At 52.7% G+C, this 7593-nt stretch carries 11 protein-coding genes; 3 read left to right on the plus strand and 8 right to left on the minus strand.

The features are described 5' to 3' along the window. Nucleotides 1–194 precede the first annotated feature (194 nt). The 6 genes from ACTHSP_RS15385 to ACTHSP_RS15410 form a co-directional block, all read right to left on the minus strand. A complete protein-coding gene (locus ACTHSP_RS15385) occupies nucleotides 195–902 on the minus strand; it encodes a hypothetical protein (protein ID WP_049322988.1) in 708 nt (235 codons plus the stop codon). A 54-nt stretch (nucleotides 903–956) separates the two neighbouring features. After that, nucleotides 957–1190 carry a methionine-binding protein gene (locus tag ACTHSP_RS15390; RefSeq protein ID WP_070631522.1) on the minus strand — a complete coding sequence of 78 codons (234 nt, stop codon included), beginning with the start codon at nucleotides 1188–1190 and terminating at the stop codon, nucleotides 957–959. A 13-nt stretch (nucleotides 1191–1203) separates the two neighbouring features. Next, a complete protein-coding gene (gene ruvA, locus ACTHSP_RS15395) occupies nucleotides 1204–1788 on the minus strand; it encodes a Holliday junction branch migration protein RuvA (RefSeq protein ID WP_440346389.1) in 585 nt (194 codons plus the stop codon). A 98-nt stretch (nucleotides 1789–1886) separates the two neighbouring features. Beyond that, on the minus strand, nucleotides 1887–2606 hold the full coding sequence (locus ACTHSP_RS15400; RefSeq protein ID WP_308904908.1) for a septal ring lytic transglycosylase RlpA family protein: 720 nt from the start codon (nucleotides 2604–2606) through the stop codon (nucleotides 1887–1889). Between the two features lie 48 nt (nucleotides 2607–2654). After that, nucleotides 2655–3119, minus strand: a complete 465-nt coding sequence (gene trmL / locus ACTHSP_RS15405) for a tRNA (uridine(34)/cytosine(34)/5-carboxymethylaminomethyluridine(34)-2'-O)-methyltransferase TrmL (protein ID WP_049329344.1) — start codon at nucleotides 3117–3119, stop codon at nucleotides 2655–2657. 64 nt (nucleotides 3120–3183) lie between these two features. Further along, nucleotides 3184–3900, minus strand: coding sequence for a ComF family protein (locus tag ACTHSP_RS15410; RefSeq protein ID WP_440346390.1), 717 nt, complete (start codon nucleotides 3898–3900; stop codon nucleotides 3184–3186). Between ACTHSP_RS15410 and bioH the strand changes: the two genes are divergently transcribed. Together bioH and ACTHSP_RS15420 are read left to right on the plus strand one after the other, a co-directional pair. Next, nucleotides 3899–4645 (plus strand): pimeloyl-ACP methyl ester esterase BioH, encoded by a 747-nt coding sequence (gene bioH / locus ACTHSP_RS15415; RefSeq protein WP_440346391.1) that lies wholly within the window; start codon nucleotides 3899–3901, stop codon nucleotides 4643–4645. The two genes, ACTHSP_RS15410 and bioH, sit on opposite strands and share 2 nt — an antisense overlap. 55 nt (nucleotides 4646–4700) lie before the next feature. Next, complete coding sequence (locus ACTHSP_RS15420; RefSeq protein WP_440346393.1) at nucleotides 4701–5495, plus strand: class I SAM-dependent methyltransferase; 795 nt, start codon at nucleotides 4701–4703, stop codon at nucleotides 5493–5495. Between the two features lie 145 nt (nucleotides 5496–5640). Here ACTHSP_RS15420 and ACTHSP_RS15425 read toward each other — a convergent pair whose 3' ends face one another. Together ACTHSP_RS15425 and ACTHSP_RS15430 are read right to left on the minus strand one after the other, a co-directional pair. After that, a complete protein-coding gene (locus ACTHSP_RS15425) occupies nucleotides 5641–5889 on the minus strand; it encodes a BolA family protein (RefSeq protein WP_003686612.1) in 249 nt (82 codons plus the stop codon). Nucleotides 5890–6015: 126 nt separating this feature from the next. Continuing rightward, nucleotides 6016–6345 (minus strand): FKBP-type peptidyl-prolyl cis-trans isomerase, encoded by a 330-nt coding sequence (locus ACTHSP_RS15430; RefSeq protein WP_094192864.1) that lies wholly within the window; start codon nucleotides 6343–6345, stop codon nucleotides 6016–6018. Nucleotides 6346–6916: 571 nt separating this feature from the next. On the opposite strand from ACTHSP_RS15430, the gene ACTHSP_RS15435 reads away from it, so the two are divergent. Beyond that, nucleotides 6917–7593, plus strand: a 677-nt coding sequence (locus tag ACTHSP_RS15435) for a replication initiation factor domain-containing protein (protein WP_440346392.1), incomplete at its 3' end; no start/stop codon positions are given.

Below are 7593 nucleotides of genomic sequence, written 5' to 3' on the forward strand. Positions count from 1 at the left end.
CAATCATCGGCGGTATTGCTTTCTGTTCCACTTTCCGTCGCGTTGCCGCGCCCGGCCGTTAGCCGGCATTCTGCTCTATGGAGCCCGGACTTTCCTCCCCGTATGCCTTACGCGATACGCGGCGACTGTCTGTCCGACCTGTATGAGGTGCGGATTATAACACAGCCGCCATAGGGTTCAGACGGCCTAAATATTTATTTTTTCTTTTTAAATGCTATTTCGGTCAAACCCAATTCCTGTGCTTTTTTGCGGACTGCGGATTCGGGCATTTCGCGTGCCAGGCGGCTGGTGCAGTATTCGGTCATGGTGGTGGCGCAGGCTTTGAAGTTGCCGGTAAAGTCGCTGGCGGCACTCAAAAACGGGATGAGGCGGCCGGCCATGATTTCTTCGGCCGGTGCGTCTGTTTGGGCGGATACGCGTCCGGACTCGACCGCCGAGAAGATTTGTTCGGTAAAGCGTCGGGCGAAGTTTTCTTCTGTTTGGCAGTCTTGGAATGCGGTGTTTTCGTGTTGGCAGACAAGGGTAACTTCGCCTTCTGCTTCTTGCAGCGGTTCGGCCAAATCGAGTTTGAGGGTTTGCTTGTCGGTTTGCAGCCAGGCAGTGCGGCCTTGGGTTTTGATGATTTTGCCGTAAACGCCGATGGCATCGTTTTTAGGGATGTTTTTCTGTTCGGCAAGTTGCTGGGCCGAGAATAATGGGGCTTGTTCGGCAAATGCGCCGCCGGTTTCGTGTTTGAAGTAGGCGGCAAGGTCTTGTTTGATGAGGGCTTGGGTCAGCAGTTTTTCGCCTTCGGTCAGGCGGTGTGCAAAGCCGTGTGTTTTGGGGGCGGATGCGGCATCCGTGGTCTTGGTGTCCGGTGTGCAGGCGCTCAGGAGTAAAAGCAGGGGAAGGATGTATTTCATGGTTGGTCTCTCAACAGGCCGTCTGAACCTATGGTTTCAAACGGTCAGCGTTGTTTATCGATAACGATAAACCTGGCGGGGATAAACGGGATAGGCCGGGTAATTGCGGACGGGTTCGCTGTCTTGGTAAATGACGGTTGTTCCCGGCGGGGCGTTGATGGTCACGGTTTTGTTGACAGTGGTTTGCGAGTGGACGGGCAGGTCCAAGACGGCGGTGCGCCCATACGGAGTCTCGGTATAGACGCACGCGCTCAGCAAGAGGGTGACGCTCAGTGCCAATGCCTTCATGTTTCAGACGGCCTTATTTGAGCAGGTTTTTCAAGGCCAGGCGCACGCCTTCGCCAACTTCCGTGCCATTGGGAATGCCTTTGGTGGCGGCTTTGGCTTCGCGTTCGTTGTAGCCGAGGGCAAGCAGGGTGTTGATGATGTCTTGGCTTTCGTCGGCAACGGCATCAGGGGCAAACAGGCCGTCTGAAACAGTATGGGACACGAGTTTGCCGCGCAGTTCCAACACCATGCGTTCGGCGGTTTTTTTGCCGATGCCGGGGGCGGAGGAGAGGCGTTTGACGTCTTCTTCGGCAATGGATTGCGCCAGCTCGTCGGCATTCATGGCCGACAAAATGCCCAATGCGGTTTTGGCACCGATGCCGCTGACTTTGACCAGTTGGCGGAAGGTGGCGCGTTCCTCGGCTGAGGCGAAACCAAACAGCAAATGCGCGTCTTCGCGGACGACAAGCTGGGTGTAGAGATGGACGGTTTCGCCAACGGGGGGCAGGTTGTAGAAAGTCTGCATGGAAACGTCGGCTTCATAACCGACGCCGTTGACGTCGATAACGACCTGCGGCGGATTTTTCTCAATCAATTTGCCTGTGAGCCTGCTGATCATGGTGTTCCCCTGTGATTAAAAAAGGCCGTCTGAAACCTTGTAATCGGGTTTCAGACGGCCTTGTATTGTATCAAACTTCAGCGGTAACGCGGACGAAATCAGATGGCGGATGCCAGGTTCAGATGACGGGCGCGTTCGCCTGCTTCGGCAGCACGTTCTTGGCTGCTGAACGGCCCCATTTTGACAACGTATTCGTAGTTGCGTTTTTCAAGCATGACTTTACTGTCCGACGGCAGGCTTTGTGCGGCTTGGTTCAGATAAGCCTGTGCTTCGCGTTGGGTACCGAAAGATTTCAAATCAACAAAAAATTCTTTGTTGTTTGGGGAAATAATGGTTTGAGCGGCGGTTTGGCCGGGGATGATTTGTTCAACTTTGACGTTGGCCGAGCCTTGGTTGATGAAACCTAATTGTTGGGCGGCGGCTTTGGAAACATCGATGACGCGGTTGCCGTGGAAAGGGCCGCGGTCGTTGACACGGACGATGACGCTTTTGCCGTTTTGCATATTGGTCACGCGTGCGTAGCTGGGAATAGGGAGGGTTTTGTGGGCGGCGGAGAGGGCGTTCATATTGTAACGCTCGCCGCTGGAAGTTTTACGGCCGTGGAATTGGTTGCCGTACCATGAGGCTTTGCCGGTTTGGCTGAAAGAGGAAACTTTGGTCAGCGGCGTGTAGCGTTTGCCGGCAACTTTGTAACTGCGGTTGGCAGAAGGATGCAGTTTTTCGACTCGGACCACGCTGTCGGCAACGGCGGCATTGATGGAAAGGACGCCAATGGTGGCGGCGGCTAAGGAAAGGAGGGTTTTTTTAGTAAAAGTCAAAACGGGTTCCGTTCTTGAGTTGATAACGCAGCGGTTTCAGACGGCCTATTATACGCCGCCGGCAAAACCGTTTTGTCGCCATGCTTCAAACAGAATAACGGCGACGGTATTGGAAAGATTCATGCTCCTGCTGTCGGGCATCATCGGCAGGCGGATTTTTTGTCCGGCAGGCAGGCTGTCGAGAACTTCGGCAGGCAGGCCGCGTGTTTCGGGACCAAACAGCAACACGTCGCCTTCGCGGAAGGAAACTTCGTCGGGGCGGGTAGAGCCTTTGGTGGTCAGTGCGAAAATGCGGCGGCCTTCGAGTGCCTTGAGGCAGTCTTCGAAATTCTCATGTACCGTCAGTTTGGCAAACTCGTGATAATCCAAGCCCGCACGCTTCATTTTGGACGAATCCAGAGGGAAACCAAGCGGCTTGACCAAGTGCAAATCAGCACCGGTATTGGCGCACAGGCGGATAATATTGCCCGTATTGGGCGGGATTTCGGGTTGGTACAAAACTATGGTAAACATATAAATCAATCACTTATAGAGTGGCATAATGCCGAAATGTTCCATGGGTGTCAAAAACTTTAAGCTATTTTTTCATTGGCGGCCGCGCCAAACTCCAGCAAAAAATCTTACCTGCGCCTGATTTTTTCAGCGTTTTCGCCAATTCGTTTAAAGTCGAGCCGGTGGTGAAGACATCATCAATTAACAGAATATTACACGCCTTCGGCAATTCGGCTTTGATTTTAAATGCATTCTTGATATTTTGCCGACGTTCGTCGCTTTTCAGCGTACTTTGCGGCTCGCCATGCCGTCTGAAAACCGCGTGGCGCGGCAGCAGCGTCCAGCCGTAGCGTTTCGCCAAAATATCCGTCAACGCCTCGCTTTGGTTGAATCCGCGTTTGAGCCGCCGCTCTTTGCTCAAAGGCATGGGCAGGACGAAATCGAAGTGTTCCGTCGCCAGCCAGTCCGGTGCGTTTTGGCACATCAAATCCGCCAACGGACGGCTCATGCCCAAATCGGCCAAGTGTTTCAGCTCGCGTATCATGCTGCTGACGGGCGGTTCGTAATACAGCGAGGCCCACATTCTATCAAATGCGGGCGGCTTTTTCTGACAACTGCCGCACACTGCCCCGCCCGCGACATGGCGGAAACACAAAGGGCAGCTTTGTGCCGCGTCGATAAAATATTCCGTCAAATCGTTTGCGCAGCCTCGGCAAAGGCCGTCCGAAACGGAATCGTGGCATAATACGCAACGTCGCGCATTGAGCTGTTTCAAACTGCGCCACCAAGAAAGAACATTCATGCCACACTCCGCCAAAAAAGTTTATCTGATACACGGTTGGGCGGCGAACCGCCATGTATTTGACGATTTGATACCGCGCCTGCCTGCCGATTGGGACGTCCGCGCGCTTGATTTGCCCGGACACGGCGATGCGCCTTTTGCCGAACCGTTTGATATTGCCGCCGTTGCCGAAGCCTTCGCCGGACAAATCGACACGCCGGCACACATTCTCGGCTGGTCTCTGGGCGGACTGGTTGCCCTGTATTTGACCGCGCTTTATCCCGACAAAATCCAATCGCTCTGCCTGACGGCAAGCTTTGCCCGATTGACTGCCGACACGGATTATCCCGAAGGCTTGGCGCAACCTGCCTTGGGCAAGATGGTCGGCGCATTCCAGCAGGATTATGCCAAACATATTAAACAGTTTCTACAGCTGCAACTGCTGCACACGCGGCATTCCGGCGAAATCTTAAACCGGGTGTTACCTGATTTGGCGCGCTGCGGCACGCCTTCCGCCTTACAGGCCGCGCTTGAAGCGGTCAACCATGCCGACGCGCGTCCGTTGTTGCCGCTTATTCAAACGCCGTCATTGCTGGTGTTTGGACAGAAAGACGCCATCACGCCGCCGCGCATGGGCGAATATTTACACCGCCATTTGAGTGACAGCGAGCTGGTCCTTATCGACAAAGCCGCACACGCGCCCTTTTTAAGCCATGCCGACGAGTTTGCCGAAACCTACCGCAATTTTGTCGAAAAGGCCGTCTGAAACAGCCTTAAACCATAAGATTATTGTCGGGCAAAGCCCGCTGACACGACCCACCATGACCGAACAAGACAAACGCTGGCAGATTCACCGCCATCTCGCCCAAGACACCGACGAGCGCCTGCAGCTGGTCCGCAATGCACCCAAACGCATCATGCTGATTGGTGCCGATGCCGACATCAGCCGCAGCCTGCTGGCCGCGCGTTATCCCGATGCCGTGTTTAAAGAATACGATCCGAATGCCGATTTTTTGAAAACCGCCGCCGCCGCGCGCAAAGGCGGTTTTTGGCAGAAGCTGACCGGCAAAACCATTCCGCAGCATTGCCAAGCCCTGACCGCGCCGCTGCCCGAAGCATCCGCCGATATGTTGTGGGCCAACCTCAGCCTCAGCCGCGCCGACGATATTTTGCCGGTATTGAAAAACTGGGCCGCTGCTTTGAAAACCGACGGATTATTGTTTTTTACGCACTTTGGCCGCGACAGCCTGAGCGAACTGACAGGCCGTCTGAACCATGAAGGCATCGAATGCGAAGCGCCCACGCTGATTGATATGCATGACTTGGGCGATATGCTTGCCGACAACGGCTTTTACGATCCGGTAACCGACACGGCGAAGCTTGAGTTGAGCTATAAAAAAGCCGGGACGTTTTGGCAGGACATGGAAACCTTGGGATTGTGGAATGCGTTGAAGTTCAGCAATCCGCAAGCGGCCAAGGAATGTGTGGATAAGATTTTTGCCAACGAAGGCCGTCTGAACATCACGCTTGAAACTGTGTACGGCCATGCCGTGAAGAAATTGATGTTGCCGCAAGGGGAGAACGTGGTGCAGTTTTTCCCGAAACGGCAGGGCTAGTTTGGCGGTTGTGGCGGTAGGGTTGACACCGCGATTGTGTGTTGACGAATGCGGTTTGTCGTTTGTATCGATTGCCTGCGCTGATTGAAATGTATGAAAAAGGCCGTCTGAAAAGTTTTCAGACGGCCTTTTGTTTGATTCCAAATTAAGCCTGTTTGGCCGCCCATTCGGCCGGAGTGGCGGCAACGGAAATAGACAGCGCGTGCAATTCGTTACTTTCGAGTTGCGGCTTGAGGCCGTCTTTAATCAGGCGGTGGCGGGCGAGGCGGGCTTTGCCTTCAAATGAGGAGGAAACGATTACGGCGAAGAAGTGATGGCCGTCGCCTTCGACTTCGACGTGTTCGCAAGGGGTAACACCTTCAATCAGGGTTTTGACTTGTTCGGGTAAAAGCATGGGGGTTCCTTGGGAAATGGTTTGCTTGTAAAAGAGGGCATTATACCGAATCTTGATAAAAACAGGCCGTCTGAAAAACCAAACTTCGGGTTTCAGACGGCCTCGGTCTTTTGAAGCGTCAAATGCTTATTCATACACTTTCAGCAGCTCGACTTCAAAAATCAAAGTCGCGTGCGGAGGAATCACGCCGCCGGCACCGTGTGCGCCGTAGCCCATTTCGGAAGGAATGGTCAGCTTGCGTTTGCCGCCTTCTTTCATGCCGCCGAAGCCTTCGTCCCAACCTTTAATTACTTGGCCGACGCCCAGAGTGATGGTCAGCGGTTGACGGCGGTCGAGGCTAGAGTCGAATTTGGTACCGTCTTCCAACCAGCCGGTGTAATGTACGGTGATTTCTTTGCCTTTGACGGCTTCTTTGCCGTGGCCTTCTTGCAAGTCTTCAATAATCAGGCTCATGATGTTCCTTTCGGATGTATGGTGAAAATCGGCTCAAGATTACCATATTGTGTGGAATCGTGAAACAAAGCCGTCCATATGGCCGGCAACAAAAAGGCCGTCTGAAACGGATTTTCAGACGGCCTTATATATTACGCCCCGTGAAAGGGGCAATTAACCAAACTTAACAACCCCCTTTCATTAGCCAAGTGAAAGGGGCTTTTTTATGTCAGCAAATATTATTTTCAGTTCGTCTTACTGGCGAATATTCAAATTAAAAAATTCATGTGTTTTGTGCTTTTACCGATTCCAAGTAGGAAAAGCCCATGAACTGGAAACGCAAGAAACGTTTCCAGATTTGTTGGAAACGCTGAAAAAAATAGATTCGGCAGGCTCTCACTATCCTGTCATTTTAACTTCGGACGGTTCGCCATTTATTGTTCTTTAATAGTTTGTCGGAATGAAGGGCTTTCGGTCGCAGACCGTCGGGCGCGCGTCAGCGCGGCAGACGGGAAGCGGCAGAAAGCCCCCCCCCCCTTGACTAACAGGGGGGGAGCAAAAATCAAAGCCCCGAAATTCCAAAAGAGGGGAGCAGATGAGCCAAATAGAATATTTCTCACATTTCATCACGGATGAGCGGGGGAAACTGATTGAAGTTCCGCAAAGGCGGGGCATACAGGACGGCGTTTTCATAGACTGGCTTTCTATAACATTCCATGAAGACACATTGGTAAAAATCGCCGGATGTCCGTTGGTATCTGATACTGAATACATGTACGTCTTGAGCAGGAAGTTAGAAGAAATTTTAGGTTTCGGCATTACCCGAAAATGCAAGTCCAAAGGTAACAAGTTTTATGAATCCATGTACCGGCTCGGATCGGAAGATGTGGATTATGGAGAAGTCCATTATGGCGGCCAGCGGGATACCGTTTTGATTGAGCTGAAAGGCGTCGGGTGCAATCTCGCGCAAGCGGGTTGGGAAGCAAGGATGAGGCAGTTTTTGGAAAACGCCGTCCGACCAAGAATAACCCGAATCGATTTGGCATTGGATTTTTTTGATGGAAGCTACACACCTGATCAGGCAATGTTAGATCACGATAACGGCTTTTTCGACAATCACAATATGCGCCCGAAGTCCGAGACAGTCGGGTCAGCATGGCGTAAAGAAGACGGCACAGGTAAGACGTTCTATGTTGGTCGGAAGAAAAATTCCCGATTTGTCCGTGTATACGAAAAAGGCCGTCAGTTGGGTGATAAGGACAGTCCATGGGT

It is taken from the genome of Neisseria sp. P0001.S005 (genome assembly GCF_051963715.1).

What these genes read in the sequence shown, in the direction of transcription:
- ruvA (WP_440346389.1), bottom strand. Translation starts at nt 1,788, where the DNA reads ATGATCAGCAGGCTCACAGGCAAATTGATTGAGAAAAATCCGCCGCAG.
- ACTHSP_RS15410 (WP_440346390.1), bottom strand. Translation starts at nt 3,900, where the DNA reads ATGAATGTTCTTTCTTGGTGGCGCAGTTTGAAACAGCTCAATGCGCGA.
- ACTHSP_RS15385 (WP_049322988.1), bottom strand. Translation starts at nt 902, where the DNA reads ATGAAATACATCCTTCCCCTGCTTTTACTCCTGAGCGCCTGCACACCG.
- ACTHSP_RS15425 (WP_003686612.1), bottom strand. Translation starts at nt 5,889, where the DNA reads ATGCTTTTACCCGAACAAGTCAAAACCCTGATTGAAGGTGTTACCCCT.
- ACTHSP_RS15420 (WP_440346393.1), top strand. Translation starts at nt 4,701, where the DNA reads ATGACCGAACAAGACAAACGCTGGCAGATTCACCGCCATCTCGCCCAA.
- bioH (WP_440346391.1), top strand. Translation starts at nt 3,899, where the DNA reads ATGCCACACTCCGCCAAAAAAGTTTATCTGATACACGGTTGGGCGGCG.
- trmL (WP_049329344.1), bottom strand. Translation starts at nt 3,119, where the DNA reads ATGTTTACCATAGTTTTGTACCAACCCGAAATCCCGCCCAATACGGGC.
- ACTHSP_RS15390 (WP_070631522.1), bottom strand. Translation starts at nt 1,190, where the DNA reads ATGAAGGCATTGGCACTGAGCGTCACCCTCTTGCTGAGCGCGTGCGTC.